Source organism: Streptococcus sp. KHUD_011, from assembly GCF_046352925.1.
Taxonomy (GTDB): Bacteria; Bacillota; Bacilli; order Lactobacillales; family Streptococcaceae; genus Streptococcus.
Genome location: NZ_CP157578.1, coordinates 1,747,324 through 1,760,000, shown reverse-complemented (window position 1 = coordinate 1,760,000; position 12,677 = coordinate 1,747,324). Strand labels below are relative to the sequence as shown.

Annotated in this window: 11 protein-coding genes and 5 tRNA genes (1 of these 16 running past the window's edge); 15 read left to right on the top strand and 1 reads right to left on the bottom strand. The window is 40.8% G+C overall.

The genetic code is table 11. From position 1 onward, the window contains the following. The 13 genes from ABKJ27_RS08570 to pcp all read left to right on the top strand — a co-directional run. Positions 1–61, top strand: a tRNA-Tyr gene (locus tag ABKJ27_RS08570) (it extends 20 nt beyond the left edge of the window). Positions 62–65: 4 nt separating this feature from the next. Next, positions 66–136: transfer RNA gene (locus ABKJ27_RS08565), tRNA-Trp, on the top strand. 14 nt (positions 137–150) lie between these two features. Next, positions 151–223: transfer RNA gene (locus ABKJ27_RS08560), tRNA-His, on the top strand. A 13-nt stretch (positions 224–236) separates the two neighbouring features. Then, positions 237–308: transfer RNA gene (locus tag ABKJ27_RS08555), tRNA-Gln, on the top strand. Positions 309–317: 9 nt separating this feature from the next. Then, positions 318–401, top strand: a tRNA-Leu gene (locus ABKJ27_RS08550). A 107-nt stretch (positions 402–508) separates the two neighbouring features. Beyond that, complete coding sequence (locus ABKJ27_RS08545; protein WP_410011689.1) at positions 509–1,786, top strand: gamma-glutamylcysteine synthetase; 1,278 nt, start codon at positions 509–511, stop codon at positions 1,784–1,786. 75 nt (positions 1,787–1,861) lie between these two features. Further along, positions 1,862–3,346, top strand: a complete 1,485-nt coding sequence (gene thrC / locus ABKJ27_RS08540; protein ID WP_410011688.1) for a threonine synthase — start codon at positions 1,862–1,864, stop codon at positions 3,344–3,346. A gap of 60 nt (positions 3,347–3,406) precedes the next feature. Further along, entirely contained in the window at positions 3,407–4,687 is a 1,281-nt protein-coding gene (locus ABKJ27_RS08535) for an MATE family efflux transporter (RefSeq protein ID WP_410011687.1), read from the top strand. A 3-nt stretch (positions 4,688–4,690) separates the two neighbouring features. Beyond that, complete coding sequence (locus ABKJ27_RS08530; protein ID WP_410011686.1) at positions 4,691–5,317, top strand: HAD family hydrolase; 627 nt, start codon at positions 4,691–4,693, stop codon at positions 5,315–5,317. A 159-nt stretch (positions 5,318–5,476) separates the two neighbouring features. Then, complete coding sequence (locus ABKJ27_RS08525) at positions 5,477–6,679, top strand: LysM peptidoglycan-binding domain-containing protein (protein WP_410011685.1); 1,203 nt, start codon at positions 5,477–5,479, stop codon at positions 6,677–6,679. 319 nt (positions 6,680–6,998) lie between these two features. After that, positions 6,999–7,424, top strand: a complete 426-nt coding sequence (locus ABKJ27_RS08520; RefSeq protein ID WP_020902441.1) for a MarR family winged helix-turn-helix transcriptional regulator — start codon at positions 6,999–7,001, stop codon at positions 7,422–7,424. A 10-nt stretch (positions 7,425–7,434) separates the two neighbouring features. Continuing rightward, the gene (locus ABKJ27_RS08515) at positions 7,435–7,797 is read left to right on the top strand and encodes a DUF1304 domain-containing protein (protein ID WP_000022852.1); all 363 of its coding nucleotides are present in this window, start codon (positions 7,435–7,437) and stop codon (positions 7,795–7,797) included. Between the two features lie 113 nt (positions 7,798–7,910). After that, complete coding sequence (pcp, locus tag ABKJ27_RS08510; RefSeq protein WP_261081405.1) at positions 7,911–8,555, top strand: pyroglutamyl-peptidase I; 645 nt, start codon at positions 7,911–7,913, stop codon at positions 8,553–8,555. A gap of 26 nt (positions 8,556–8,581) precedes the next feature. On the opposite strand, the gene ABKJ27_RS08505 is transcribed toward pcp, so the two are convergent. Then, positions 8,582–9,439: a DUF975 family protein gene (locus ABKJ27_RS08505; protein WP_410011684.1), complete on the bottom strand. Its 858-nt coding sequence runs from the start codon at positions 9,437–9,439 to the stop codon at positions 8,582–8,584. 116 nt (positions 9,440–9,555) lie between these two features. Between ABKJ27_RS08505 and tgt the strand changes: the two genes are divergently transcribed. After that, on the top strand, positions 9,556–10,698 hold the full coding sequence (gene tgt / locus ABKJ27_RS08500; RefSeq protein ID WP_001285237.1) for a tRNA guanosine(34) transglycosylase Tgt: 1,143 nt from the start codon (positions 9,556–9,558) through the stop codon (positions 10,696–10,698). 100 nt (positions 10,699–10,798) lie between these two features. After that, on the top strand, positions 10,799–12,616 hold the full coding sequence (locus ABKJ27_RS08495; protein WP_004257479.1) for an acyltransferase family protein: 1,818 nt from the start codon (positions 10,799–10,801) through the stop codon (positions 12,614–12,616). The last annotated feature ends 61 nt before the right edge of the window (positions 12,617–12,677 follow it).

Below are 12,677 nucleotides of genomic sequence, written 5' to 3'. Positions count from 1 at the left end.
AAACGCGGCGGACTGTAAATCCGCTCCTTCGGGTTCGGGGGTTCGAATCCCTCCCCTTCCATTTTACGGGCATAGTTTAAAGGTAGAACTAAGGTCTCCAAAACCTTCAGTGTGGGTTCAATTCCTACTGCCCGTGTTAATAGAATTATGGCGGGTGTGGTGAAGTGGTTAACACACCAGATTGTGGCTCTGGCATGCGTGGGTTCGATCCCCATCACTCGCCTATTTTATATTATTGGGGTATAGCCAAGCGGTAAGGCAAGGGACTTTGACTCCCTCATGCGTTGGTTCGAATCCAGCTACCCCAGTTACTATTTGCCGGCGTGGCGGAATTGGCAGACGCGCTGGACTCAAAATCCAGTGTCCGCAAGGACGTGCCGGTTCGACCCCGGCCGCCGGTATAGTATAGAGTTAAGGAACGTTGTAAATCTTCGTTCCTTTTTTATATCATTTTTGGTATAATAGTAGTTATTCAAATTTTATTTAAATTATGAAAGTGTATGGAAGTATGTCTCGTTCTATCGATTTATTAAAACATCGGTATTTGAAAAATATTAAAGAAAATCCTGAATTGTTTATCGGGATTGAGCTGGAATATCCTGTTACAAATTTAGAAGGGAATGCTACAGATGTTGAAGTTATCAAGCACTTATTCCGATATTTAGTTTCTGCTTTGAATTTAGCTGTAGAAAAGGTAGATGATTTTGGGAATCCTATTCAGTTAGTGGATCCAGTAAGTCAGGATGCTATTTTATTTGAAGTTTCCTATACCACGATAGAGTTTGCATTTGGTAAGGCTGAAACGATTCAAGAGGTCGAAAATAGTTTTAAAAATTATATGGATGTAATTCAGAAAAAGTTAGCTGAATCAAATCATGCTATTGTTGGCTGCGGCATTCATCCCAACTGGGATAAAAATAAGAATTGTCCAGTTGCTTATCCACGTTATCAGATGTTGATGGATTATTTGAATTTGAGTAGGAATGTGACGAAATCAGACTTACATCATTTCCCTGAATATGGTGCTTTTATCTGTGGGAGTCAGGTTCAACTGGATGTTTCAAAATCTAACTACTTACGGGTTATTAATGCTTTTACTCAAATTGAAGCGGTTAAGGCTTATTTATTTGCCAATTCTGAGTTTTCAGGTGCGGATTGGGATACGAAAATTTCAAGGGATATTTTCTGGGAAGAATCTATGCATGGTATCTATCCAGAGAATGTCGGTGTTAATGCTAGATTATTTAAAGATGAAGACGATTTTTTTAACTATCTAGATCATTCTGCAATTTTTACTGCGGAACGTGATGGGGAAACCTATTATTTTTATCCGATTCAGGCAAGGGACTATTTGGCTACACCTGAAATTCAAGCATTTGATCTTAATGGGGATGTGGTTCCTATTTACCCTCAAGTGAAGGATTTTGAAACTCATCGTAGTTACCAGTATCAAGATTTAACGACTCGTGGAACAGTTGAGTTTCGTAGTGTGTGTACCCAGCCTCTAGATAGAACCTTTGCTTCAGCAGCTTTTCATTTGGGATTGTTGGTTAATTTAGATAAGTTAGAAGCTTACCTAGAAACAGCAACTTTCTTTAAAGAATTTGGTCGCTATTACAGGTTTTTAAGGAGACAATTTTCTAAGAAAAACCTCACTGATAGGGAGAAAACTGCGATTATTGAATTCTCCAAAGACTTACTACTGCTAGCTGAGGAAGGACTGGAGATGAGAAATAAGCAAGAAATGACCTATTTACAGCCTTTGAAAGAAGAATTGAGCCTATAATTTCTCTTATAAAGGGAGAATTTTCTGAAAAATCATGATATAATGGAAGAGACTATAGATAAAGGATAGAGAGTAATGACATTAGTTTATCAATCAACGCGTGATGCCAACAATACAGTAACTGCTAGCCAAGCTATTTTGCAAGGTTTGGCGACGGACGGCGGTTTGTTTACACCGCTTACTTATCCAAAGGTAGATTTGGACTTTGACAAATTGAAAGATGCTTCTTATCGGGAAGTTGCTAAGTTAGTTTTGTCAGCATTTTTAGATGACTTTACAGCTGAGGAGTTGGACTACTGTATCAATAATGCCTACGATAGCAAATTTGATACTCCAGCTATCGCACCATTAGTGAAATTAGACGGGCAATACAACTTGGAACTTTTCCATGGTTCAACGATTGCCTTTAAGGATATGGCCTTGTCTATCTTGCCATACTTTATGACGACAGCTGCTAAGAAACATGGTTTGGAGAATAAGATTGTCATCTTGACAGCGACATCTGGTGATACGGGGAAAGCTGCTATGGCAGGGTTTGCGGATGTTCCTGGTACTGAGATTATCGTCTTTTATCCAAAGGATGGTGTCAGCAAGGTACAAGAGTTGCAAATGACCACTCAGACTGGTGACAATACTCATGTTATCGCTATTGATGGTAACTTTGATGATGCCCAAACAAATGTGAAGCATATGTTTAACGATGTGGCTCTTCGTGAAAGATTAGCGGCCAACAAGTTGCAATTTTCATCTGCAAACTCTATGAACATTGGTCGTCTGGTGCCACAGATTGTTTATTATGTTTATGCCTATGCTCAGTTGGTTAAGACTGGTGAGATTGTGGCTGGTGATAAGGTCAACTTCACAGTACCAACAGGAAACTTTGGAAATATCTTGGCTGCCTTTTATGCTAAGCAAATTAGTCTACCAGTTGGCAAATTAATCTGTGCTTCAAATGACAACAATGTTTTGACAGACTTTTTTAAGACACGTGTTTACGACAAGAAGCGTGAGTTTAAGGTAACAACTAGCCCATCTATGGATATTCTGGTGTCTTCAAACTTAGAGCGTTTGATTTTCCATCTTTTGGGTAATGATGCTGAAAAGACAGCTGAACTCATGAATGCCTTGAATACACAAGGACAATATGAATTGACAGACTTTGATGCAGAGATTCTTGATCTCTTTGCAGCTGAATATGCGACTGAGGAAGAGACGGCAGCAGAAATCAAGCGCGTTTATGAGTCAGATTCCTATATCGAGGATCCACATACGGCGGTTGCCTCAGCAGTTTATAAAAAATACCAAGCTGCTACTGGAGATGTAACTAAGACAGTTATTGCTTCAACAGCTAGTCCATACAAGTTTCCGGTAGTTGCTGTAGAAGCGGTAACAGGGGAGTCAGGCTTGACAGACTTTGAAGCCTTGGCTCAATTACGTGAAATCTCAGGAGTAGTTGTGCCACCTGCAGTTGATGGGCTTGAGACAGCTCCTGTTCGTCACAAGACAACAGTAGCAGCTGCTGACATGCAAGCAGCAGTTGAGGCTTATCTAGGACTTTAAGACAGAGGGAGTAAACTCGGTTGGGAAACCAACTGAGTTTCTTTTCATCAGGAGGAAGGATTGTTTAAGGAAAATAAAGATATTCTTAATATTGCCTTGCCAGCTATGGGCGAAAACTTTTTGCAGATGCTCATGGGGATGGTGGACAGTTATTTGGTTTCTCATTTAGGATTGATAGCCATTTCAGGCGTATCAGTAGCTGGGAATATTATCACGATTTATCAGGCGATTTTCATTGCTCTGGGAGCTGCTATTTCCAGTGTTATTTCAAAAAGTTTAGGGCAGAAGGATCAGTCTAAGTTAGCCTATCATGTGACTGAAGCGTTGAAGATTACCTTACTATTAAGTTTCCTTTTAGGATTTTTGTCTATCTTCGCTGGGAAAGAGATGATAGGACTTTTGGGGACGGAGAGAGATGTAACTGAGAGTGGTGGACTCTACCTATCTTTGGTAGGCGGATCGATTGTTCTCTTAGGTTTAATGACTAGTCTGGGAGCCTTGATTCGTGCAACGCATAATCCACGTTTGCCTCTCTATGTCAGTCTCTTGTCAAATGCTTTGAATATTCTTTTTTCAAGTCTAGCTATTTTTGTCCTTGATATGGGGATAGCTGGTGTTGCTTGGGGGACCATTCTGTCTCGTTTGGTTGGTTGTGTGATTTTATGGTCGCAATTAAATCTACCTTTTGAGAAACCGACTTTTGGTTTAGATAAGGAACTATTGACCTTGGCTTTGCCAGCAGCTGGAGAGCGTCTTATGATGCGTGCTGGTGATGTCGTTATTATTGCCTTGGTTGTTTCTTTTGGAACGGAGGCAGTGGCTGGAAATGCAATTGGAGAAGTCTTGACCCAGTTTAACTATATGCCTGCCTTTGGCGTCGCGACGGCAACGGTCATGCTGGTGGCCCGAGCAGTTGGGGAGGATAATTGGAAAAAAGTAGCTAATTTGAGCAAGCAAACCTTTTGGCTTTCTCTGGTCCTCATGTTACCCTTGACCTTCAGTATCTATGCTTTGGGTATACCACTAACTCATCTCTATACGACTGATCCTGTTGCGGTTGAAGCTAGTGTTTTGGTGGCACTTTTTTCACTACTAGGGACCCCCATGGCGACAGGAACAGTCATCTATACGGCTGTTTGGCAGGGCTTGGGGAATGCTCGGCTTCCCTTTTATGCGACAAGTATAGGGATGTGGTGTATCCGCATTGGGACGGCCTATCTGATGGGGATTGTTCTTGGTTGGGGCTTGCCTGGTATTTGGGCCGGAACCCTTTTGGATAATGGTTTTCGTTGGTTATTTCTACGCTACCGCTACCAGCGTTATATGTGCTTGAAAGGATAGGAAATGCAAAAAATAGCTTTTATTTGGGATTTAGACGGGACTTTATTGGACTCTTATGAGGCGATTTTATCAGGGATTGAGGAGACCTATGCTCAATTTTCTATTCCTTATGATAAAGAGAAGGTGAGGGAGTTTATTCTCAAGTATTCTGTTCAGGATTTGCTTGTGCAGGTGGCGGAAGAGAGAAAACTGGATGTGGAAGTGCTAAATCAGGTGCGTGCCCAGAGTTTGGCTGAGAAGAATGCTCAGGTAGTTTTGATGCCAGGTGCGCGTGATGTGCTAGCTTGGGCAGAGGAATCAGGAATTCAGCAGTTTGTATACACTCATAAGGGAGATAATGCTCTTACCATTCTCAGAGATTTGGGGTTGGAGTCCTATTTTACAGAGATTCTAACCAATCAAAGTGGTTTTGCGCGAAAGCCCAGTCCAGAAGCAGCCGCATATCTGATAGATGAGTATCAGTTGAATCTTGATAATACTTATTATATAGGGGATCGGACTCTGGATGTGGAATTTGCCCAGAATAGTGGGATTCAAAGCATCAACTTTTTAGAGTCGTCTTATGAAGGCAATCACAGGATTCAAGGGTTAGCAGATATTCCTTACATTTTTTGGGATTGGGAACGATAAGATTGTGTCAGTTTTGTGACAGAGACCTAACAAACTATTTCAAGTAACCGAGTTTGTTACAAGGAATAGACAGTTCTGTTAAATAGGCCCGAGAGGGCTTTTTTTCTGCATTTTTTGTGTTATGATAGACAGGTACTCATTTGAAAGGAATTTGAAAGAATGAAGAAAAGAATATTATTAGCCTCAACGGTAGCCTTGTCATTTGCCCCAGTATTGGCAACTCAAGCAGAAGAAGTTCTTTGGACTGCACGTAGTGTTGAGCAAATCCAAAATGATTTGACTAAAACAGACAACAAAACAAGTTATACCGTTCAGTATGGTGATACCTTGAGCACCATTGCAGAAGCCTTGGGTGTAGATGTCACAGTTCTTGCGAATTTGAATAAAATCACTAATATGGACTTGATTTTTCCAGAAACTGTTTTGATAACGACTGTCAATGAAGCAGAAGAAGTAACGGAAGTTGAAATCCAAACACCTCAAGCAGATTCTAGTGAAGAAGTGACAACTGCGATAGCAGATTTGACAACCAATCAAGTGACCGTTGATGATCAAACTGTTCAAGTTGCAGATCTTTCTCAACCAATTGCAGAAGCACCAAAAGCAGTAGAGACTACAAGTACAAAAGAAGTAGCATCAAGTTCAGAAGTTGCAGAGACAGGGACTGCTTCAGAAGAAGTGGCACCATCTACAGGAACTTCTGTCCCAGAGGAGCAAACAGCAGAAACAAGTAGTGCAGTTGCAGAAGCAGCTCCTCAGGCAACGACTCAAGCTGAGAAGCAGGAAACACAAGCAAGCCCTCAAGCTGAATCAGCAGTAGAAGCAACTACAGCGCCAGTAGAAGAAAAAGCAACCGAAACAACTGCAACAAGTTCAGAAGAAGTAAAAGAAGCATCATCAAAAGAAGCTACACCAGCAGTTTCGACTTATCAACCAGAAGAGACGAAACCAGTTTCAACAACTTACGCAGCTCCAGCTGCGCCTGATTATGCTGGACTGGCAGTAGCAAAATCTGAAAATGCAGGCCTTCAACCACAAACAGCTGCCTTTAAAGAAGAAATTGCTAACTTGTTTGGCATCACATCCTTTAGTGGTTACCGTCCAGGAGACAGTGGAGATCACGGAAAAGGTTTGGCTATCGATTTTATGGTACCAGAAAGCTCAGAACTAGGGGATAAGATTGCGGAATACGCTATTCAAAACATGGCCAGCCGTGGAATTAGTTACATTATTTGGAAACAACGTTTCTATGCTCCATTCGATAGCAAATATGGGCCAGCTAATACTTGGAACCCAATGCCAGACCGTGGTAGCGTGACAGAAAATCACTATGATCACGTTCACGTTTCAATGAATGGATAAATCAGACTTTGTAATATCATTTTGACGAATGAGATTTAGCTTTCGTGATAGAAAGCGATTCTCGTTCGTTTTTTTCTTTGTCATACTATTCGAAAATCTCTTCAAACTACGTCAGTTTTATCTGAAACCTCAAAGCTGTGCTTTGAGCAACCTACGGATAGCTTGCTAGTTAGCTCTTTGACTTTCATTGAGTATCAATATGAATGGAAAATGGAAGTTACCATTTTGTAATGATTGAAGCAACATTCTTGCAATCTATTTTACTTTGTATTATAATTGATTAGTCAATTATTGATAAATCAATAGAAAAGGGAAAGAAATGTTAGAGATTCAAGATTTACTTTATCAACTTCGCTTGTCTGAGCAAGCGAGTACGCAATTGTTTGAAAAAAGACTTGGAATTAGTTTGACAAGGTATCAGATTTTATTATTTTTGCTGGAGAATTCTCCTTGTAACCAAATGGCAGTTCAGGAGCGTTTGAAAATTGATCAGGCTGCCTTGACACGACATTTCAAGATTCTGGAAAAGGAAGGTTTGGTGGAGCGTCATCGCAATCCTGAAAATCAACGGGAAGTGTTGGTAGAGGCTACGAAGTATGCGAAGGAGCAGTTAGTGGTGAATCCTCCTCTGAAGCATATCAAGGTTAAGGAAGAGATGGAAAGTATCTTAACAGAGTCTGAAAGAACAGAACTCAGCCGTTTATTAAATAAATTGGTTTTGGGTATTGAAAATATAGAAATTTAAGGAGAAATAGATGTCAATTATTACAATCATTTTAGCAACGATTGTTGCTTTGGAGCATTTTTACATTTTTTATTTGGAAAGTATTGCAACGCAATCAGATGCAACTAGTCGTGTCTTTAACATGGACAAGGAAGAACTGGCTCGTCCGTCAGTAAGCTCATTGTTTAAAAATCAAGGGATTTATAATGCTTTGCTAGGAGTCTTTCTCCTGTATGGGATTTATTTCTCACAGAATTTAGAAATTGTGACTATTTTTGTCTTATTTGTGATTGGGGCTGCGGCCTATGGCTCTCTAACAGCAGATAAGAAAATTATTTTGAAGCAAGGTGGACCAGCTATTTTGACCTTGATTAGCATTTTACTTTTTAAATAAACTCAAAATGTCAATCCTAGTATCGCTAATCCTTTTCACTCCAGAATAAGGGAAATATGTTATACTTGTCTTTAAGAAAAGTGTTTTATGAAATCATTTGTAAGGAGTTAGAAATGAAAGTATTAGTGACAGGTTTTGAGCCCTTTGGAGGGGAAAAGGTTAATCCAGCTTTGGAGGCCATTAAAGGTTTACCAGCTGAAATCCATGGTGCGGAGATCCGCTGGCTAGAAGTGCCAACAGTCTTTCACAAATCGGCTCGAGTATTGGAAGAAGAGATGAATCGTTATCAACCTGACTTTGTTCTTTGTATTGGGCAAGCTGGTGGAAGAACTAGTTTGACACCTGAGCGAGTAGCCATTAATCAAGACGATGCACGCATTCCTGATAACGAAGGTAATCAACCGATTGACCTTACCATTCGCCCAGATGGTGCTTCGGCCTACTTTAGTAGTTTGCCGATTAAAGCGATGGTTCAAGCTATAAAAAAAGAGGGATTACCGGCCTCTGTTTCCAATACGGCAGGGACTTTTGTCTGCAATCATTTGATGTATCAGGCCCTCTATTTGGTAGAAAAAAAATTTCCACATGTTAAGGCAGGTTTTATGCATATTCCTTATATGATGGAACAGGTGGTAAATCGGCCTACCACTCCAGCTATGAGTTTAGTGGATATTAGGCGAGGGCTAGAAGCGGCAATCGGCGCCATTATCGAACATGGAGATCAGGATCTCAAGTTGGTGGGCGGAGAAACTCATTGATAGAAAAAAGCTTGAGGGAACAACCTTCAAGCTTTTGGACGTTTTCGAGCCAGTACTGCTCTGTAGAAAATTATTTTATTGATTTGAATATAGGGTAGGAGTGAGAAACTAGCAATTCCAAAGGTAATCCAATTGAGGAAGTACCAAGGAAGGAGTTGTAAGTCTAGGACAAAGCGTTGAAATTTGTAGCCTTTCATCAGGAAACGGCTGGTTTTAAGGATTTGTCCTGGTTTGGCCTGTCCCAAGTCTAGGGTGTCACAGAGGAGAAATTCTACCTGTGAATAAGCATAGTATTGTGGAATATAGAGACTATTTCCGACAATCATCAAGAGGATACTTGCTAGAAAGTAAAGACCAAAGGTCATGAGGAAGTGCTCAGTTTCAACTGACGTGAGATCCAGATTAGGAAATTCAGGATGGATGACAACGAATGTCTTTGCTAGAAAGCTACTGTAAAAGAGAAAGTAAATCCCAAGTAAACTAGGAATGCTCCATAAGAAGAGATAGAAACGTTTGAGAAGGAGAGTCAAAAAGGTTTGTGAAAAGTGTTCTTCGTTAAAGAGAGTGAGACTACTTTTGACGGATAGTTCTGTATCAGGATTCTTGATGAGTTTCAGCGTTGTATAGACTGAGCTGGTTAGAAGTATTGTCCCTATAAAGGAGACTAATAGTGGAAAGAGGTAGGCTTGGAATACATGGCTAAACACGCTTAAAAAGGATTGCTCTAAAATAGACTCGTTGATGCGCTCTAAGGGATTGAGGAAGCCAGACAAGATGATCAGCATGCTCGGTAAGAGATAGACGAGAAAGAGGCGGGGATTTTCAGCCTGAAATTGTCTAGTCTGCAGACGAATGGTTTTTAAATCAATTTTTGGGTATTTCATTCTCTCATTATACCATAGTTCGTGACAGTTCCTGCTTTTTTTGATAAAATCATACAGTATGCCCTTGGGCACAAAGTATGAACTGGGACTGTCTTTCCCAGCTTCGGAGGTAAAAAATGTCAGATTCACCAATCAAATATCGTTTGATTAAGAAAGAAAAACACACGGGAGCTCGTCTGGGAGAAATCATCACTCCCCACGGTACCTTTCCGACACCTATGTTTATGCCAGTTGGTACACAAGCCACTGTCAAAACTCAGTCGCCTGAAGAATTGAAGGAGATGGGTTCGGGAATTATCCTGTCAAACACCTATCATCTCTGGCTTCGTCCTGGAGATGAACTCATCGCACGCGCAGGTGGTCTCCACAAGTTCATGAATTGGGACCAGCCTATTTTGACAGATAGTGGTGGTTTTCAGGTTTATTCCTTAGCAGATAGCCGCAATATCACAGAAGAAGGGGTAACCTTTAAAAACCATCTCAATGGTTCTAAGATGTTCCTATCACCAGAAAAAGCCATTTCTATTCAGAACAATCTGGGCTCAGACATCATGATGTCCTTTGACGAATGTCCTCAGTTTTATCAACCATACGACTACGTTAAGAAATCAATCGAGCGTACCAGCCGTTGGGCTGAGCGTGGTTTAAAGGCTCATCGTCGTCCGCATGACCAAGGGTTATTTGGAATTGTGCAAGGGGCTGGATTTGAAGACCTGCGTCGCCAATCAGCTCATGACCTTGTCAGCATGGATTTCCCAGGTTATTCTATAGGTGGTTTGGCAGTGGGAGAAACCCACGAAGAGATGAATGCGGTCTTGGACTTTACAACCCAATTGTTGCCTGAAAACAAACCTCGCTATTTGATGGGTGTGGGAGCGCCAGATAGCTTGATTGATGGGGTGATTCGTGGGGTGGATATGTTTGACTGTGTCTTACCGACTCGTATCGCTCGTAATGGAACTTGTATGACCAGTCAAGGTCGTTTGGTTGTCAAAAATGCTCAGTTTGCTGAGGACTTTACGCCACTAGATCCTGAGTGTGATTGCTACACATGTAAGAACTATACACGCGCTTATCTTCGTCACCTGCTCAAGGCTGATGAAACCTTCGGTATCCGCTTGACTAGCTATCACAATCTTTACTTCTTGCTTAACCTGATGAAGCAAGTGCGACAAGCCATCATGGATGACAATCTCTTAGAATTCCGTGAGTATTTTGTAGAAAAATATGGCTATAATAAGTCAGGCCGTAATTTTTAAACTGGAATAGATATAAGCTAAAAATCCTAAGTTTTCTCTTGGGATTTTTCTTCTTTTTTTGATAGAATAAAGTGTACAATGAAAGGGAGAATAAACTCGTATGCGTATTAAATGGTTTTCCTTGATTAGGATTACAGGTTTACTTTTGGTACTCTTGTATCATTTCTTTCAGACGATCTTTCCTGGAGGATTTTTCGGGGTAGATGTCTTTTTTACATTTTCAGGTTTCCTGATTACAGCTCTACTTATCGAAGAATTTTCTAAAAATCATGAAATTGATTTGGTTGGATTTTTTAGGAGACGCTTTTATCGTATCGTACCACCTGTGGTTTTGATGGTCTTGGTAACCATGCCCTTTACCTTTCTAGTTCGCCAAGATTATGTGGCTGGAATTGGGGGTCAAATTGCGGGTGTCTTAGGCTTCATGACCAACTTCTATGAACTTCTAACAGGAGGAAGTTATGAATCTCAGTTCATTCCTCATTTGTTTGTTCATAATTGGAGCTTGGCTGTTGAGGTTCACTACTATATCCTCTGGGGCTTGGCAGTTTGGTTCTTATCCAAACAGGCTAAATCAAATGGTCAGTTGAAGGGAATGGTCTTTCTCTTGTCTGCTGCTGCCTTCTTGATCAGCTTCTTCTCTATGTTTATTGGTAGTTTTCTAGTAACTTCTTATTCTTCTGTTTACTTCTCCAGTTTAACTCATATCTATCCATTCTTTTTGGGAAGTGTGTTAGCAACGATTGTAGGCGTTCGTCAGACGACTTCCCTAGTTAAGCAATTGGATAAAATCTGGGATTTACGCAAGACCCTTTTGGTTTTTGGAGGAGGTTTTGGATTCTTACTCATTTTGACCTTCTTTGTCAAATTTACCTATCTCTTTGCCTATCTTATGGGCTTCTTGCTTGCCAGCCTTGCAGCCCTTGCTATGATTCTGGCGGCGCGTGTCTTACATGAAAAGACTCCTAACATGCAGGAGCCAAAGATTATCAGCTTTTTAGCGGATACTAGCTATGCGGTTTATCTTTTCCATTGGCCTTTCTATATCATTTTCTCACAGTTGACATCAAATCTTCTTGCTGTGTTACTGACTTTGTTTTTTTCTTATGGATTTGCCAGCCTGTCATTTTATGTGCTGGAACCTTGGATTGCGGGAAAGAACACACCTATTATACAAGCCCTTCGTCCCCTGCCTCATATTCACACAATCCTTGCAGCAAGTACTGGAATCTTGGCCTTCATTGTCTTCTTAGTAACTTTGCTGGCACCACAAGTGGGAGCTTTTGAGACAGACTTAACTGTCAATGGCTTGAAGCAAGCTGCAACAAATATTAGCCAGACCAAGGTGATGACAGAACGAGCAGAAGCTGATAGTTTAGGAATTGCTGATGGCACTATGTTAATTGGTGATTCGGTAGCACTAAGAGCTAATACAGCCTTGCAGACAGCCCTTCCTGGAGCACAGATTAATGCACAAGTCAGCAGAACAACCAAGACCGCCAACGAAATCATGCTCAACAATAGCCAGAATAAATTTCTACCAAAGATGGTGGTTATTGCAACTGGGGTAAATAATCCTGAAAATTACAAGGAAGACTGGGATAGTATCGTAAAAAATCTTCCTAAGGGCCACCATATGGTTTTGGTGACTCCTTATGAGGGAGATAAGACAAAAGAGACCTATGCAATCGTTGAGAAAGAGGCTGCCTATATGAGAGAATTGGCAGAGAAGACTCCTTACATCACGATAGCAGATTGGAACCAAGTTGCGAAAGAGCATCCAGAGATCTGGACTGGAACAGACCAAGTCCATTTTGGAAGTGACAATAGTAAGATTGAAGCAGGAGCTAAATTGTATGCAGATACCATTGCTACAGCCTTGCAAACAGCTCAAGACAAGCCAGTCAAATCAAAATAACTTGTATTAAAAAGAGAAGAGTTGGAGAAATGTACTGCACCCCAAAAGTTAGACAGAAAAA

What these genes read in the sequence shown, in the direction of transcription:
- ABKJ27_RS08525 (WP_410011685.1), top strand. Translation starts at nt 5,477, where the DNA reads ATGAAGAAAAGAATATTATTAGCCTCAACGGTAGCCTTGTCATTTGCC.
- ABKJ27_RS08545 (WP_410011689.1), top strand. Translation starts at nt 509, where the DNA reads ATGTCTCGTTCTATCGATTTATTAAAACATCGGTATTTGAAAAATATT.
- ABKJ27_RS08520 (WP_020902441.1), top strand. Translation starts at nt 6,999, where the DNA reads ATGTTAGAGATTCAAGATTTACTTTATCAACTTCGCTTGTCTGAGCAA.
- ABKJ27_RS08505 (WP_410011684.1), bottom strand. Translation starts at nt 9,439, where the DNA reads ATGAAATACCCAAAAATTGATTTAAAAACCATTCGTCTGCAGACTAGA.
- thrC (WP_410011688.1), top strand. Translation starts at nt 1,862, where the DNA reads ATGACATTAGTTTATCAATCAACGCGTGATGCCAACAATACAGTAACT.
- ABKJ27_RS08495 (WP_004257479.1), top strand. Translation starts at nt 10,799, where the DNA reads ATGCGTATTAAATGGTTTTCCTTGATTAGGATTACAGGTTTACTTTTG.
- pcp (WP_261081405.1), top strand. Translation starts at nt 7,911, where the DNA reads ATGAAAGTATTAGTGACAGGTTTTGAGCCCTTTGGAGGGGAAAAGGTT.
- ABKJ27_RS08530 (WP_410011686.1), top strand. Translation starts at nt 4,691, where the DNA reads ATGCAAAAAATAGCTTTTATTTGGGATTTAGACGGGACTTTATTGGAC.
- tgt (WP_001285237.1), top strand. Translation starts at nt 9,556, where the DNA reads ATGTCAGATTCACCAATCAAATATCGTTTGATTAAGAAAGAAAAACAC.
- ABKJ27_RS08515 (WP_000022852.1), top strand. Translation starts at nt 7,435, where the DNA reads ATGTCAATTATTACAATCATTTTAGCAACGATTGTTGCTTTGGAGCAT.